The 14,019-nt window shown below is 65.3% G+C and carries 10 protein-coding genes; 2 read left to right on the forward strand and 8 right to left on the reverse strand.

All coding sequences use genetic code 11. From position 1 onward, the window contains the following. Positions 1–165 precede the first annotated feature (165 nt). On the reverse strand, positions 166–3,177 hold the full coding sequence (locus Q4E25_RS00435) for a translation initiation factor IF-2 N-terminal domain-containing protein (RefSeq protein ID WP_303153175.1): 3,012 nt from the start codon (positions 3,175–3,177) through the stop codon (positions 166–168). 403 nt (positions 3,178–3,580) lie between these two features. Between Q4E25_RS00435 and Q4E25_RS00440 the strand changes: the two genes are divergently transcribed. Further along, positions 3,581–4,390 carry a hypothetical protein gene (locus Q4E25_RS00440; RefSeq protein WP_303152822.1) on the forward strand — a complete coding sequence of 270 codons (810 nt, stop codon included), beginning with the start codon at positions 3,581–3,583 and terminating at the stop codon, positions 4,388–4,390. A gap of 200 nt (positions 4,391–4,590) precedes the next feature. Here Q4E25_RS00440 and ndk read toward each other — a convergent pair whose 3' ends face one another. The 5 genes from ndk to Q4E25_RS00465 form a co-directional block, all read right to left on the reverse strand. Beyond that, on the reverse strand, positions 4,591–5,001 hold the full coding sequence (gene ndk / locus Q4E25_RS00445) for a nucleoside-diphosphate kinase (protein ID WP_303152824.1): 411 nt from the start codon (positions 4,999–5,001) through the stop codon (positions 4,591–4,593). 74 nt (positions 5,002–5,075) lie between these two features. Then, positions 5,076–5,525: a DUF4233 domain-containing protein gene (locus Q4E25_RS00450; RefSeq protein WP_303152825.1), complete on the reverse strand. Its 450-nt coding sequence runs from the start codon at positions 5,523–5,525 to the stop codon at positions 5,076–5,078. After that, positions 5,522–7,060: a folylpolyglutamate synthase/dihydrofolate synthase family protein gene (locus Q4E25_RS00455; RefSeq protein WP_303152826.1), complete on the reverse strand. Its 1,539-nt coding sequence runs from the start codon at positions 7,058–7,060 to the stop codon at positions 5,522–5,524. The genes Q4E25_RS00450 and Q4E25_RS00455 overlap by 4 nt, the downstream gene beginning before the upstream one ends. Next, positions 7,060–9,798: a valine--tRNA ligase gene (locus tag Q4E25_RS00460; RefSeq protein ID WP_303152827.1), complete on the reverse strand. Its 2,739-nt coding sequence runs from the start codon at positions 9,796–9,798 to the stop codon at positions 7,060–7,062. The genes Q4E25_RS00455 and Q4E25_RS00460 overlap by 1 nt, the downstream gene beginning before the upstream one ends. Positions 9,799–9,846: 48 nt before the next feature. Beyond that, positions 9,847–10,809: a malate dehydrogenase gene (locus Q4E25_RS00465; protein ID WP_303152829.1), complete on the reverse strand. Its 963-nt coding sequence runs from the start codon at positions 10,807–10,809 to the stop codon at positions 9,847–9,849. 213 nt (positions 10,810–11,022) lie between these two features. Between Q4E25_RS00465 and Q4E25_RS00470 the strand changes: the two genes are divergently transcribed. Then, positions 11,023–11,847, forward strand: a complete 825-nt coding sequence (locus tag Q4E25_RS00470; RefSeq protein WP_368502592.1) for a TetR/AcrR family transcriptional regulator — start codon at positions 11,023–11,025, stop codon at positions 11,845–11,847. Here the strand turns inward: Q4E25_RS00470 and clpX are convergent. Then, positions 11,844–13,139, reverse strand: coding sequence for an ATP-dependent Clp protease ATP-binding subunit ClpX (gene clpX, locus Q4E25_RS00475; RefSeq protein WP_303152830.1), 1,296 nt, complete (start codon positions 13,137–13,139; stop codon positions 11,844–11,846). The two genes, Q4E25_RS00470 and clpX, sit on opposite strands and share 4 nt — an antisense overlap. Positions 13,140–13,391: 252 nt before the next feature. Further along, positions 13,392–14,015, reverse strand: coding sequence for an ATP-dependent Clp protease proteolytic subunit (locus Q4E25_RS00480; protein ID WP_303152832.1), 624 nt, complete (start codon positions 14,013–14,015; stop codon positions 13,392–13,394). Positions 14,016–14,019: the final 4 nt, after the last annotated feature.

Below are 14,019 nucleotides of genomic sequence, written 5' to 3' on the forward strand. Positions count from 1 at the left end.
AATTACTTTTGCGTTTAGACCTGCAGCGGACGCGGCAAGACACACCGCTTGAAGCAGTGGGCGCGCAGTCCAGCGCAATCGCGGTCTAAACAGCGACTGTCAAAGAGTACCCCGCGGAGGGTGGAAAATACAAACTGCCTCTTTTCCACCCGCGTGGCGCACCCCCTAGGAGAAGCGACGGCGTGCTACGCGACGCCGCCCGCGGCCACTGCCCTGGCTACCGCCCTGCTCCTTGGGCTGCTCCTTCTTAGAAGCTTCTTCCTGGGGTTGCGCAGCCGCACGTGCCCCACTGGCACGCACCGCCCGGCGACGTCCACGGCCGCGCCCAGCCACAGGGTTCTTCTGCTCCTCGGGCGCTGCCTCTTGCTCTGGCACGTGCTGGCGAGCATCCCCGCGGCGGGCGTCACTGCGGCGAGTCGCGCGGCGGCGTCCCCTGCCCGCGCGGCGCGTGGGCTCGCTGGCAGGCTCGGGGCGGGCCTCGTCACTCGGCGCGGACTGTTGCTCACTACCGAAGTCCTCCGGACGTGGCGCGACATCGGAGCGGGAGTTTCCACGGGTGCGGCGCTTGCGGCGCGGGGAGGCCTCGAACTCGGCCAGGGCCTCCTCGTAGGTCTGCTTCTGCTGCTCGGCAGCGGTCTGCTTCTGCTGCTCCTTCTGCTGGGGACGGGTGCGGCGGGTAGAGCGGCGGCGGCCACGGCCCCGCTCGCGATGGCTTTCCTCGCGGGTGGAGGCGTCGACTTCGCTATCCGGGACGTGGGAGCGGAACTCGGCTACCTCGTCAAGCTCCGCAGCGTTATCCGCGGCCTGATAGCCAATGTTGGCGATGTCCTCCACATCCGCAGCCTCGCTCACCCGGGTGGCGCGGCGGCGGCCACGGCCACGGCCGTGCTGAGGCTCATCATTCTCCACGACGACGCTGGCCACCAGCTCCTCGATGGAGGACTTCTCCTGCTTCTCAGGCTGCTCCTCATCGTGGTGCATGGCCAACGCGGCGGGATGCTGCTGCGGATCCTGCTGCGGCTTGCGGCGCTGTTCCTTGCGGGAGCGGCGGCCCTTCTGCTCAGAGTTTTTGTGCTCCGTGTGCTTGTGCTCGTGCTCCTGGTTCTCATCCACCGGGTACTCATGGATGATAATGCCGCGGCCGTGGCAGGCCTCGCACTCGGTGGAGAAGGTCTCGATGAGCCCGGTGCCCAAGCGCTTGCGGGTCATCTGCACCAGGCCCAGGGAAGTCACCTCGGAGACCTGGTGGCGGGTGCGGTCGCGGCCCAGCGCCTCCTTGAGGCGGCGCAGCACCAGCTCCTGGTTTTCCGGCAGCACCATGTCGATGAAGTCGACGACAATCATACCGCCCAGATCCCGCAGGCGCATCTGGCGCACGATCTCCTCGGCGGCCTCCAGGTTGTTGCGGGTCACGGTCTCCTCCAGGTTGCCGCCAGAGCCGGTGAACTTGCCGGTGTTGACGTCGATGACCGTCATGGCCTCGGTGCGGTCAATGACCAGCGTGCCGCCGGAGGGCAGCCACACCTTGCGGCTGAGTGCCTTGTGCAGCTGCTCGTCAATGCGGTAGGCCTCGAAGGCATCGCCCCCGCCGTGTTCGGAGGCCTCGTACCTCTCCACGCGGTCCGCCAAATCATGCGCCATGGAATCCACGTAGGCCTTGACGGTGTTGTAGGAACGCTTGCCGTCCACCACCAGCCTGGTGAAGTCCTCGTTGAAGAGATCGCGCACCACCTTGACCAGGAGGTCCGGCTCCTCGTAGAGGGTCACCGGCTTAGCACCCTTGGAGGCCTTTTCCTTCTCCGCGCGGGTGGTGATGTCCTCCCACAGGTTGTGGAGGCGGTTGACGTCGCCAGCGATGGCTTCCTCGGAGACGTTTTCTGCTGCGGTGCGGATGATCGCGCCGCCGTCGCCAGGCACCACGCGCTCCAGAATGCCCTTGAGGCGCTTGCGCTCCGGCACGGGCAGCTTGCGGGAAATACCCGCGCTGCGGCCACCGGGTACGTAGACCAGGTAGCGCCCCGCCAGGGAGATCTGGGTGGTCAGGCGCGCACCCTTGTGGCCGATGGGATCCTTGGCCACCTGCACGAGGATCTGGTCCCCGGACTTCAGGGCGTTTTCAATCTTGCGCCCGCGCCCGCCCAGGCCCAGCGCATGCCAATTCACCTCGCCGGCGTAGAGCACGCCGTTGCGTCCCTGTCCGATGTCAATGAAGGCCGCCTCCATGGACGGCAGCACGTTTTGCACGCGGCCCAGGTAGATGTTGCCGATGAGCGAGGGGTGCGCCTCCGTGGTCACGAAGTGCTCGACCAGCAGGTCGTCCTCCAGCACGCCCACCTGGGTGATGATGCCGGCGCCGTCGGTGCGCTGCTTATCGCGCACCACCATCGTGCGTTCCACGGACTCGCGCCGCGCCAGAAACTCCGCCTGGGAGACAAGGTGCTGGCGCACACGGCCCTTCTCACGCAGCTCTGCTCGGCGACGCCGCTGCGCCTCAATACGGGTGGAGCCCTTAATGGCCCTGGGCTCGTCGATGATCTCGACTTCCTGCTCCTGCTGCGTGCCGCGTCCGCGGGAGGTTCCGCGGCTGCCGCGCCGGCGCCCGCCCTTCGACTCCGACGCCGTGGCCTTGGATCCGGCATGAGAGCCATCCGTGCTCTCAGCCTCTGCCTCGGCTTCAGCTTCAGTATCAGCATCGGAGTAAGGCTGCGTGGGCTTGGCGGGGGCGGTGGCGGTGGGCGCCAGGAAGATCGGCGCGTACTCGGAGACCTCCGAGGCTTCCTCCGGCATCGGGGTCACCGGCGGCGTGGACTCCTCCCCTTCTGCGAACTCGGTGTCCTTGAATACCTCCGAGAGCTCGTCTGCTTCCACCGGCTGGGCCTTAGCCAGCTCCAGCTCCACCTTGTCCTCGATCTGCGAGATCTCATTGATGACGTTCTTGCGCACGCGCTCGCGCAGCTTGGGATCCTCCGCGGGGTCCTGCTCTGTGTTCTGCTCTTCTGGCTGCTCCCCTGGCTGCTGCTCTGACTTGGCAGGTGCGGCGAGGGAGTCGAGCACGGCGGCGATCTCCTCCGGGGTCATGCCGGACTGGCTGACCTTCTTCATCCCCAGCTCAGCACACGCGGCTACCAGCTCCTTGGAGGCGATGCCCAGCTCCTTGGCCAGGACGTGCACGCGCATCTTGGCCGGCAGACTCGCGCGGTCAATCTCGGCCGCGCGCTGGGCTAGTTCCTGCCCGGCTAGCTCCTGCCCGGAATCTGCGGGCTTATCCGTCTTCTTGTCTGTCTTCTTGGTGGCAGCTTTCTTTGCTGCAGTCTTCTTGGTTGCCACTTTCCTGGCCACTCCTGACGTACTCATGCGGCCCACTGCCCCGGGCGCAGGCACCGCTTGCTGCGCTGCCGCCGCCACACGGGGAAGAACCGTTGGTGAAATGTAATCGCTATGAAATTGTTGTGGCGGCCGTGCCCTGTGCACGGGCCGCTGACAATTGGCGTCCAGCGCGCCAAACCGTGATGACACGCTTCCCCTATTCTGGCACAAAAGTTACCCCTCATGCGTGTGCGGCGTTGTTAGCCTGATCAACATGAACGAACCCGAACCCAACCAATCACGCCCGCTTGACCGCACCCCACACACCCCACCCCCAGTTCCCCACACCGTGGATGAGGTTCGCGCCCGCAACGAGCCGGCGCTGCGGGATCTGGCCATGATTGGCGTCCCGGCGGGCATTGCCATCGGCCTCAGCCAGGTGGAGTTCGGGCTGCAAGTCCCGCTCATTGCCGCCTGCTGGGTCTTCATCGTCTTCGGCGTGCTGGGCCTTATCCGCCGCTGGCCCACCTCCATTCAGGCCGAGCGCAGCGAGGTGCGCTCCGGCGACTACGCCGCCGTGGCCTACTGGGCGCCGTTTCTGCCCATCGTGGTGCCCATCGCCGGCGGCGCGCTGAGCAGCCTGGGTCTCACGGAAGATCTCACCTTTAACCCGATACTCGTGGCCGTGGGCTACGGCCTGTGGTCAGCCCCGGCCATCGTGCTGGGCGGGTGGGCGCTGTTTAATAGCAGCTATCGCATCGGGCGCCGCCGCATCAAGCAGATCAACGCCGACCCCAGCCTGGACGGGGTCACCGCGGAATCCATCGAGGCCACAATCGCACACCGCCCCATTGTCAGCGCACTCGTCGCAGCCGGCGCAGTGGACGGCAACACGGTGATTCTCAAGAGGCTGCGCAAGCTGGTGCGCTACGACGACGGCCTCAAAGAGGATCTCAGGGAGCTGGAGAAGGTGGGCGTGGTCAAGCTCATCGGCACTCGCATCGGCAGCAACGCCGAGCGCACGTGGCAGGTCACCCTCACCAAGGAAGGCGTGCGCTGCATGCGGGAGGCGGCGAAACGCTAGGCATTTCAGGCAGCGGTGGTACCAAGCAGAGACGGTACAAATTGACGGGGAAGCCCGAAAAACCGGGCGGTTTTCGAGCCTTAGCCGTCAAAACGGTCGCGGGATCCGGTGCGTGGGAGGGACAAAACAGAAAGAACCCCGCCACACGTGAGCTGGGAGTGCTCGGTGGCGGGGTGTGAAGATTAAGCAGCGCTACGGCTTTAGAGGTTCGGGAACCAGATGGAGATCTCGCGCTCGGCGGACTCCGGGGAGTCGGAGCCGTGGACAACGTTCTCGCCCACGGTCAGGGCGAAGTCACCGCGGATGGTGCCCGGGGTGGCCTTGGAGACCGGGTCGGTGCCGCCGGCCAGCTGGCGCCACGCCTCGATGGCGCGCTCGCCCTCAACGATGCCAGCAACCAGCGGAGCGGAGGTGATGAACTCGACGAGCTCGCCGAAGAAGGGCTTGTCCTCGTGCTCTGCGTAGTGCTTCTTTGCGGTCTCCTCGTCTGCCACACGCAGATCCATGGCAACCAGCTTCAGGCCCTTGCGCTCAATGCGGGAGATGATCTCGCCCACGTGGCCGTTCTTAACGCCGTCCGGCTTGATGAGAATGAGTGTACGTTCAGTCATGGTTTCCTACTCTACCGAAGCCGTGCGGCGCTGGCAGTACTTGGTCGGCCCAAGTTTTCCCGCGCCGGTCTTCCTTACGTGGAGTTGAGATGCTGGGTGGTCAGATACCCGCGCTCCATGCGCGCCACGAGCAGCGAGCGCATGTAGGCCGCCAGCAGCCACAGCAGCAGGAAGATGATGAACACAGTGGCAATGGACCAGTGAATCATGAATCCCAGGACCACGCCGATGACGTGCAGCACTATCATCGCCTGCACAATCCACGCCTTGCCCATGACCGCGAAGGAGGCCAGCAGCAGCACCATCGTGGCGATGACCACGCCGTAGTTGAAGGGGGTCCACAGGGTGCCGTCGTACAGCTTGTACAACAGCGGAAGGGTCAGCACTAGGGTGATGAGCTCCATCGTCAGGGAGCTGCCCACCACCATGCCGCCAAACTGCTTGAGCGGATCCTTCACCGGGGCCTGGCCCATGCCCAGCGGGCCAATCTCCTCCTCGGGGACGGGCTTGTGGGAAGAACTCATGCGGGCTCCTTTCCAAACATGGCGCGCGCGTCACCCGCGGTGACCACCGAGCCGGTAATGATGATGCCCGAGCCGGACTGCACCTCAGCATCCTCTGCCAAAGCCACGGCCTGCGCATAGGCGCCGGGCAGATCGGGCTCGACGTGGACGCGCTCCTCGCCGAAGACCTCCCGTGCCAGCTCGGCCAGCTCGTAGGCATCGCGGGCCCGCGGGGAGGAATTCTGGGTGATGACCACCTCGCTGAGTACCGGCTCCATCGCCGTGAGGATACCCAGGGCGTCCTTATCCTCAAAAATCGAGAGCACGCCGATGAGCCGGGCGAAGTCGAAGTCGCGCTCCAAGGCAGCCGCCAGGGCACGCGCCCCGTGCGGGTTGTGGCAGGCGTCGATGAAGGTGGTGGGGCTGGTGCGCACGCGCTCCAGGCGGCCAGGGCTCATAGCCTGCGCGAAGCCATTGCGCACGGAGGCCACGTCCAGCGGGTGGCCGGCGGAGGCACCAAAGAAGGCCTCCACCGCGGCCAGCGCCACCGCAGCGTTCTTGGCCTGGTGCTCGCCGTGCAGGGGCAGGAAGATCTCCTCGTAGAGGCCCCCCAGGCCCTGGATGCTCAGCTGCTGGCCGCCCACGGCAATGCGGGACTCCAGCGCGGCAAACTCCGCGCCTGCGCGCGCCACGCCCGCGCCGACGTCGACGGTGCGCTGCAGCACCACCTGCATGGCCTCCGGCTCCTGCTCGGCGATGATCGCGATGTTCTCGCGTGGGGAGACTACGTCGTCCTCGTCGACCTCGCGGGCCTTGATGATGCCCGCCTTTTCACCGGCGATCTCCTGCAGGGTATCGCCCAGGTAGTCCATGTGATCCATGCCGATGGGCATGACCACCGCGACCTCCGCGTTGACCACGTTGGTGGCGTCCCACGTGCCGCCCAGGCCGACTTCCACCACGGCGACGTCCACGGGGGCGTCGGCAAACGCGGCGTAGGAAATACCCACCAGCACCTCGAAGGTGGACATGGGGATCTCGCTGTTCGCGTCCACCATCTCCACGTAGGGTTTGATCTCCTCCCAGATGCGCACGAAGTCGCGCGGGTGGATGGGCCTGCCGTCGATGCCGATGCGCTCGGTGATGGACTGCAGGTGCGGGCTAGTCAACAAGCCCACGCGGCGGTGGAAGGAACGCAGCAGGGAGTCGATCATGCGCGCCGTGGAGGACTTGCCGTTGGTGCCGGCGACCTGGATGACGCGGAAGGACTTCTCCGGGTGGCCCAGCAGATCCATGAGCATCTCGATGCGCTCCAGGCTCGGGGCGATGATGGTCTCCGGGGCGCGGGCGAAAAGCTCCTCCTGCGTCTTGAGCAGCGCAGCCTGCTCTTCGGCGCTTACCTCGAGCGGGGCCGCCTCCGAGTACTCCGAGTCCGCACCCATGCCCAGGTTGAGCGTAAGCCCGGACTCGGTGATCTCCACCGGGCCGCCGTCGGTGCCCTCCTTGAGAGCGTCGACGATCTCAAAGTCCTCGCTGCCGTTTGCCTGCTCAGCCACTACTTCAGCGCCTCCAGGCGGCCGGTGATGCGCTCGACCTCTTGCTGCGCCACTGCCTGGCGCGTACGGATCTTCTCCACCACGGCCTCCGGGGCCTTGGAAAGGAAGGCCTCGTTGCCCAGCTTCTTGGTGGTGCCCTCGAGCTCCTTGGTGGCCTTGGCCAGGTCCTTTTCCAAGCGCTTGCGCTCGGCGGCGATGTCCACCGCGCCCGAGGTATCCAACGCCACCTCCACGGTGCCCTGGCTCAGGCGCACCTCGATGCTTGCCGACGCCGTGAAGTCCTCACCCGGGGCCTCAATATTGGCCAGGTTGCGCACCAGGTTCTCCTGGTCAGCCAGATCCACCGCGGCGAAGTCCACGCGGCCCGGGACCTTCTGGGAGGGCTTCACGCCCTGGTCGGAGCGGAAGCGGCGCAGCTCGGTGACGAGCTTGTCCGCGTCCGAGATTCGGCGGGCAGCCACGGTATCGGCCTCGACGCCGCCGTTGGTATCGGCAGCCGTGGGCCACGGCTGGGTGACGATGCTCTCCTGGCCGGTCAGTGCCTTCCACAGCACCTCGGTGACGAAGGGCATCGTCGGGTGCAGCAGGCGCAGCACGACGTCGAGCACGCGGCCCAGCACGATCTGGGTGACGCGGCCGGCGGCCAGCTCCTGCTCGGAGGCGGCGTCGGCGTCGCGCGGGATCTGAGTCTTGGCAATCTCCAGGTACCAGTCACACAGCTCATCCCAGATGAAGTGGTAGAGCAGCTCGGATGCCTTGGAGAACTGGTAGCGGTCGAGGTAGTCGTCGTAGGCCACGCGGACCTCCTCGGCGCGGTCGAGGATCCAGCGGTCGGCGTCGGAAAGCTCCGCGCGCTCCGGCAGATCCGCCACGCCCGCGCCGTTCATGAGGGCGAACTTGGTGGCGTTGAAGAGCTTGGTGGCAAAGTTGCGCGCCGAGGCGGCGGCGTCGGATCCCAGCGGCAGATCCACGCCCGGGTTAGCGCCGCGGGCCAAGGTAAAACGCAGGGCGTCCGCGCCGTAATCGCGCACCCAGTCCATCGGGTCGATGCCGTTGCCCAGGGACTTCGACATCTTGCGGCCCTGCTCGTCGCGCACCAGGCCGTGCAGGTAAATATCCGTGAATGGAATCTGCGGGCGGCCCTCCGGGCCCTCGCCGAGCAGCTCCGGGGTGTGCGTGGCGGCAAAGGTGCCAAACATCATCATGCGCGCGACCCAGAAGAAGAGGATGTCATAGCCGGTCACCAGCACGTTGGTGGGATAGAACTTCTCCAGCTCCGGGGTCTTCTCTGGCCAGCCCATCGTGGAGAAGGGCCACAGCGCGGAGGAGAACCAGGTATCCAGCACGTCCGGATCCTGCTCGTAGCCTGCCGGCGGCTCCTCGTCCGGGCCCACGCAGACGATGTCGCGGGTGCCGTCCTCCTGCTCGGGGCCGTACCAGATCGGGATGCGGTGGCCCCACCACAGCTGGCGCGAGATGCACCAATCGTGCATGTCGTCGACCCACTCGAAGTAGCGCGGCTCCTGGGAGGCCGGGTGGATGGTGACGTCGCCTTCGCGGACGGCCTCGCCAGCCATGCGGGCCAGCTCCTCCACCTTGACAAACCACTGCAGGGACAGACGCGGCTCGATGGCCTCGCCGGAGCGCTCCGAGTGGCCCACGGAGTGGACGTAGGGGCGGATCTCCTTGACAATGCGGCCCTGCTCGCGCAGCGCCTCGCGGATCTCCACGCGAGCCTCCTCGCGGGTCAGGCCGTCGAAGCGGGTGCCCGTGTTGGCGATGTGCCCGGTGGTGTCCATGATGGTGGGCATCTCCAGGTTGTGGCGGGTGCCCATGGCGTAGTCGTTGGGATCGTGGGCCGGGGTGATCTTCACCGCTCCGGTGCCGAACTCCATGTCCACGTAGTCATCGGCGATGACCTTGAGCGTGAGATCATCGCGGAAGGGGTGCGGGAACTCCATGCCCACAAGATCCTTGTAACGCTCGTCCTCGGGGTGGACGGCAATGGCGACGTCGCCCAGCATGGTCTCCACACGGGTGGTGGCCACGATAAGGTGCGGCTCGTCGTCCTTGAGGGAGCCGTAGCGGATGGAGACCAGCTCGCCTTCGACGTCCTTGTACACCACCTCGATGTCGGAGACGGCGGTCTCCAGCACCGGCGACCAGTTGACCAGGCGGTTGGCCTGGTAGATCATGCCTTCGTCATAGAGCATCTTGAAGATGGTCTGCACGGCACGGGACAGGCCTTCGTCCAGAGTGAAGCGCTCGCGGGACCAATCCACGGAGTCGCCGATGGCGCGCATCTGCTTCTGGATGGTGCCGCCGTACTCTTCCTTCCACTCCCAGACCTTGGCGATGAAATCCTCGCGCTCGTAGTCCCAGCGGGACTTGCCCTCGGTCTCCTTGAGCTTGGCCTCCACCTTGGTCTGGGTGGCAATGCCGGCGTGGTCCGCGCCCGGCAGCCACAGCGCCTCGAAGCCCTGCATGCGCTTGCGGCGGATGGTGGCGTCCATGAGCGTGTGGTCCAGGGCGTGGCCCATGTGCAGCTGGCCGGTGACGTTCGGCGGCGGCAGCACGATCGAATACGCGGGCTTGGTGGAACTGGGATCCGCCTTGAAGTAGCCGGCCTTGACCCAGCCCTCGTACAGATCCTTTTCCACCGCCTGCGGCTCCCAGGATTTCGGGAGCGCATCCGCGCGGTTGGTGCCTACCAGTTGCTCATTCTTCTGCTCAGTCACCCGTCCAACTCTACCTTGTGAGTCAACTGAGCTTGAATGCCGATCCGGCTACTCCCCCAGCAGGTGGGCCACGGCCTCACGCTCGCTGCGCAGCTCCGCCACGGAGGCCTCGATGCGCTCCTTCTGGAACTCACTCAGTTCGAGGCCCTGGACGATCTCCCACTTGCCCTCACGGCTGACGGTGGGGAAACCGCACACCAGGCCCTCGTCCACGCCGTAGGAGCCGTCGGAGACCACCGCGGCGGTGCGCCAATCCTCGGTGCCGTGGATCCAATCGTGCATGTGGTCCACCGCCGCCGAGGCCGCCGAGGCCGCCGAGGAGTGGCCGCGCACCGCGATGATCTCCGCACCGCGCTTGGCCACCTTGGGGATCATTTCCTCGCGGTACCACTTCTCATCCACCTCGACGTTGGCAAAGGTGAGATCCGGGAACTGGGAGGCGGAGTGGTTGCCCCACACGGCCACCTTGGTCAGCTCGCCGGTGGGCGTGCCAGTCTTGAGGGAGACCTGGCTCAGGGTGCGGTTGTGGTCCAGGCGCATGAGCGCGCTGAACTGGCTCGGGTCCAGGTCCGGGGCGCTGCGCTGGGCGATGTAGGCGTTGGTGTTGGCAGGGTTGCCCACCACGAGCACCCGCACGTCGCGCGCGGCGTAGTCATTGATGGCCTTGCCTTGCTCGGTGAAGATGGAGCCGTTGGCCTCCAGCAGGTCCGAGCGCTCCATGCCCTTGGTGCGCGGGCGTGAGCCCACGAGGAAGGCGGCCTGGCAGCCGGTGAAGGCCTCCTCCAGATCCGCGGTGACGGTCACGCCGCGCAGCAGCGGGAAGGCGGAGTCTGCCAACTCCATGGCCACGCCCTGGGCGGCCTCGACCGCCGCGGGGATCTCCAGCAGGGCGAGCTCCACGGGGGTCTCGGGGCCGTAGACGTCACCGGCAGCGATGCGCCACAGGAGGGAGTAGGCGATGTTTCCGGCGGCGCCGGTCACGGTGATCTTTTTGGGCTGGGCAGCAGTCATGTCGGGTGAACCTTTCGGTAGAGGGCTGCAGTAGATATCTCACCACCACCGTAGTCCCGCGCGCTCCGCCCGCGCCGCCGCTACTCCCCTCTTTCGGAGGAGATGGGGCTAGTAATCCCACGCTTTTTACCCCCGGATCCCATGCTTTTCTTCACTATATGTACACAAGCTCTTCTCCTGAGCCCCTTTTTCGGCATAGTAGATAAAGACAACGTGGGGTTTGAGAACAAGAACGAGAACCAGCAAAAGAACGAGGACGTAGAAGACATGACCACTGATGCCACTGCTTCTGAGCTTTACGGGGCTGCCGCGGCAGACTCCGGATCGGTGGAGCATGTCATCGATATCGCTATCCAGGAATTTTCGCAGCACGGCTTCGCCGAAACCAAGCTGGACGCTATCTCCCGGCTCTCCGGCATGTCCAAGCGCATGATCCACTACCACTTCAGCGATAAGAAGGGCCTCTATCAGCAGGCGCTGACCGTTGCCGCCACGCGCCTCACCCCGCCGGAAGGCACGCTGACCATCGATTCCGCCGTCCCCGTGGAGGGTGTGCGTACCTTAGTGGACTGGGTCTACCAGCAGCACGTGGAGCACCCCGAGGCCATCCGCATGCTCACCATGGAGTCCGCCCACGAGGTGCTCGACTCCCCGCATCCGCTTATCGACGTCTCCGAGATCTCCCTGCACCTGGACAAGCTACTCATGCTGGGCCAGGACTCCGGCGCCTTCCGCCCGGGCATTTCCGCCAACGATATCTTCACGCTGATCTCCTCGCTGTCGACCTACCGCGTGACCAATCACGCGATGATGGTCAACCTGCTGGACATCGACATGCAGTCCCCCACCAACACCGAGGGCATGCACCGCATGGTGGTGGATACCGTCCTGGCCTTCCTCACCGCCAACATTCCGGACACGGGCCACCAGGCCTACCTCACGCAAAACGAGGCCGACCTCGGCAATGAGGCGACCCCGCAAAACATTTACTCGCCGGAGGAGGCCGATGGCGAGGCCTCCTCCGGGCTCTACGACTAAGCAGATTCCTTGGCTTCGTCGGAGTAGATGAACTCCGGCTCCTCCTCACCACGCACGCAGGCGGCGGTGATCCGCACGCTGGAGATGTCCTCCCGGTCCGGCAGCTCGTACATCACCGGGACCAGCAGCTCCTCCATGATGGCGCGCAGGCCACGTGCACCCGTCTTGCGCTCCAAGGCAAGCTCCGCGATGGCTCCCAGGGCGTCCTCGTCGAAGTCCAGGCGCGCGCCGTCCATCTCGAAGAGGCGCTGGTACTGCTTGGCCAACGAGTTCTTCGGCTCCGTGAGCACCTTGATGAGGGACTCGCGGTCCAGGTTCTCCACCGTGGCCACCACGGGCAGGCGGCCGATGAACTCCGGGATGAGGCCGAACTTCACAAGATCCTCCGGACGGACCTGGGAGAAGATATCGGCGGATTCCTCCTCGTCCTTGGTGGTCAGCTTGGCGCCAAAGCCCACGCCCTTCTTGCCCACGCGCTCCGCAATCACCTTGTCCAGGCCCGCGAAAGCGCCGGCGACGATGAAGAGGATGTTGGTGGTATCGAGCTGGATGAACTCCTGGTTTGGGTGCTTGCGCCCGCCCTGCGGCGGGATAGCCGCCACGGTGCCCTCCAGGATCTTCAGCAGCGCTTGCTGCACGCCCTCACCGGAGACGTCGCGGGTGATAGAGGGGTTCTCCGACTTGCGGGAAATCTTGTCCACCTCGTCAACGTAGATGATGCCGCGCTGGGCGCGCTCGACGTCGAAGTCCGCAGCGTGCAACAGCTTGAGCAGGATGTTCTCCACGTCCTCGCCCACGTAGCCGGCCTCGGTGAGGCTGGTGGCATCCGCGATGGCAAAGGGGACGTCGAGCATGCGCGCCAAGGTCTGCGCCAGGTAGGTCTTGCCGGAGCCAGTGGGACCCAGCATGAGGATGTTGGACTTGGCAATCTCTACGTCCTCGTCCTCGGCCTTCTTGCGGCGCGAGTCCAGGCCTGCGGCCTCCTCCGCCTTGATGCGCTTGTAGTGGTTGTACACCGCCACAGAGAGCACGCGCTTGGCCTGATCCTGGCCAATGACGTACTTATCCAGAAAGGCAGAGATCTCCGAGGGCCGCGGCAGGCGGACGCTCTTCTCCCCTTCCTCGGCGGCCTGGGCCTGGCCGAGCTCTTCTTCGATGATCTCGTTGCACAGCTCGATGCACTCATCGCAGATGTAGACGCCGCCGCCGGCGATGAGCTTTTTCACCTGCTTCTGGCTCTTGCCACAGAAGGAACATTTCAGCAGGTCAGCGCTTTCTTGCATACGTGCCATGAAGGTCTTTCAACTCGCTTCTCTTGGGTGGCGCGGGCGCTCATTGCACCAGCGCCGAGGGACTCATTCCACCTTAGTAAATCAACCAGACGCGAGGCCGATTCATTCCCCGCGCGCCGCCTGGCATCCATCCGGCGGAAGCACGGTGGGATCTGTGACTGGAAAGCATAACACCCCGCCGAGGCCGGGAAAATACCCAGCTAGCGGGGTGAAAACTCAATGCATGCCGAGGCGATCAGCCTGGCATGGGGCCTACGCGTTGAGCTTGCGGTACTCGAAAACAGTATCGATCAGGCCGTAGTCCACTGCCTCCTGGGCAGTGAGAATCTTGTCACGGTCAGTATCGATGCGGATCTGCTCCGGGGTCTTGCCGGTGTGCTCCGCCAGGGTGCGCTCCATGAGGCGGCGCATGCGCTCGATCTCGTTGGCCTCGATCTCGAGGTCAGAGACCTGGCCCTGGGTGCCCTGGGTGCGCGGCTGGTGAATGAGCACGCGGGAGTTCGGCAGCGCAGCGCGCTTGCCGGGTGCGCCGGCGGCCAGCAGCACCGCGGCGGCCGAGGCCGCCTGGCCCAGGCACACGGTCTGCACGTCCGGGCGGACGTAGCGCATGGTGTCATAAATAGCCATCAGCGCGGTGAAGGAGCCACCCGGGGAGTTGATGTACATGGTGATGTCGCGGTCCGGGTCCTGGGACTCGAGCACCAAAAGCTGCGCCATGATGTCATTGGCGGAGGTGTCATCCACCTGGGTGCCCAGGAAGATGATGCGCTCCTCGAAGAGCTTGGAGTACGGATTGGTGGTCTTAGAACCCTGGGCGTTCTGCTCAATGAACTCGGGCAGGACGTAGCGGGAATTAGGCATCTGCAGATTAGTCATAGTG

The sequence above is a fragment of the Corynebacterium sp. genome, from assembly GCF_030532325.1.
Classification (GTDB): Bacteria; Actinomycetota; Actinomycetes; order Mycobacteriales; family Mycobacteriaceae; genus Corynebacterium.

What these genes read in the sequence shown, in the direction of transcription:
- ndk (WP_303152824.1), bottom strand. Translation starts at nt 5,001, where the DNA reads ATGACTGAACGTACACTCATTCTCATCAAGCCGGACGGCGTTAAGAAC.
- Q4E25_RS00435 (WP_303153175.1), bottom strand. Translation starts at nt 3,177, where the DNA reads ATGCGCGTGCACGTCCTGGCCAAGGAGCTGGGCATCGCCTCCAAGGAG.
- clpX (WP_303152830.1), bottom strand. Translation starts at nt 13,139, where the DNA reads ATGGCACGTATGCAAGAAAGCGCTGACCTGCTGAAATGTTCCTTCTGT.
- Q4E25_RS00450 (WP_303152825.1), bottom strand. Translation starts at nt 5,525, where the DNA reads ATGAGTTCTTCCCACAAGCCCGTCCCCGAGGAGGAGATTGGCCCGCTG.
- Q4E25_RS00440 (WP_303152822.1), top strand. Translation starts at nt 3,581, where the DNA reads ATGAACGAACCCGAACCCAACCAATCACGCCCGCTTGACCGCACCCCA.
- Q4E25_RS00465 (WP_303152829.1), bottom strand. Translation starts at nt 10,809, where the DNA reads ATGACTGCTGCCCAGCCCAAAAAGATCACCGTGACCGGCGCCGCCGGA.
- Q4E25_RS00480 (WP_303152832.1), bottom strand. Translation starts at nt 14,015, where the DNA reads ATGACTAATCTGCAGATGCCTAATTCCCGCTACGTCCTGCCCGAGTTC.